Origin of the sequence: Xenorhabdus entomophaga (genome assembly GCF_037996725.1) — a bacterium.
GTDB lineage: Bacteria > Pseudomonadota > Gammaproteobacteria > Enterobacterales > Enterobacteriaceae > Xenorhabdus > Xenorhabdus khoisanae.
The window spans coordinates 1-514 of record NZ_JBBMXH010000322.1; the positions used below are offsets into that span (position 1 = coordinate 1).

General features: G+C 46.9%; 1 protein-coding gene. It reads right to left on the minus strand.

The features are described from left to right. A partial coding sequence (locus tag AAC854_RS22990; RefSeq protein WP_340619114.1) for a hypothetical protein occupies positions 1–514 on the minus strand: 514 nt, incomplete at both ends.

Below are 514 nucleotides of genomic sequence, written 5' to 3' on the forward strand. Positions count from 1 at the left end.
GGCGAGGATTGCCGGCTATTTGCTATATCGGTGGATGAATCTGGGTAGAGCCGGAAAAAAACGCCCTTAATGCCTACTTTACTGGTCATAGAGAGAGTCAAATAACCCTCACCATCCGTGACTGGCTTGTCAGGAACCTCGAAATGAACTTTGTCTGAAACGGGGCTAGGAGACCGTGCCAGATGCAGCGTCGATATTATTCCTTTCAGGCTCTGGTTTTTCAATGGCTTTTGCCCTGCTTCGTCGAGCACTCGCACCTTAAAGGCATAGCTATCTTGTCCATTACCTTTTAATGTGCTTCCTCCGGTAGATGATTGCGTGATGACATCAAATAAAAACTTCAGATTCTCCGGCACCACAAAATTGAATGGCTTAGAGACGTTTTGCGGCTTTTTATTAATCGACACCCCGGCTTTAACCTCTTTCACTGCCTGGGTACTGGTCACAATTGCCTTGATTTTACCGTCCTTATCCGTGGAATTTTCATAGCCGGGCGCGGGCTTAATCGTCAATC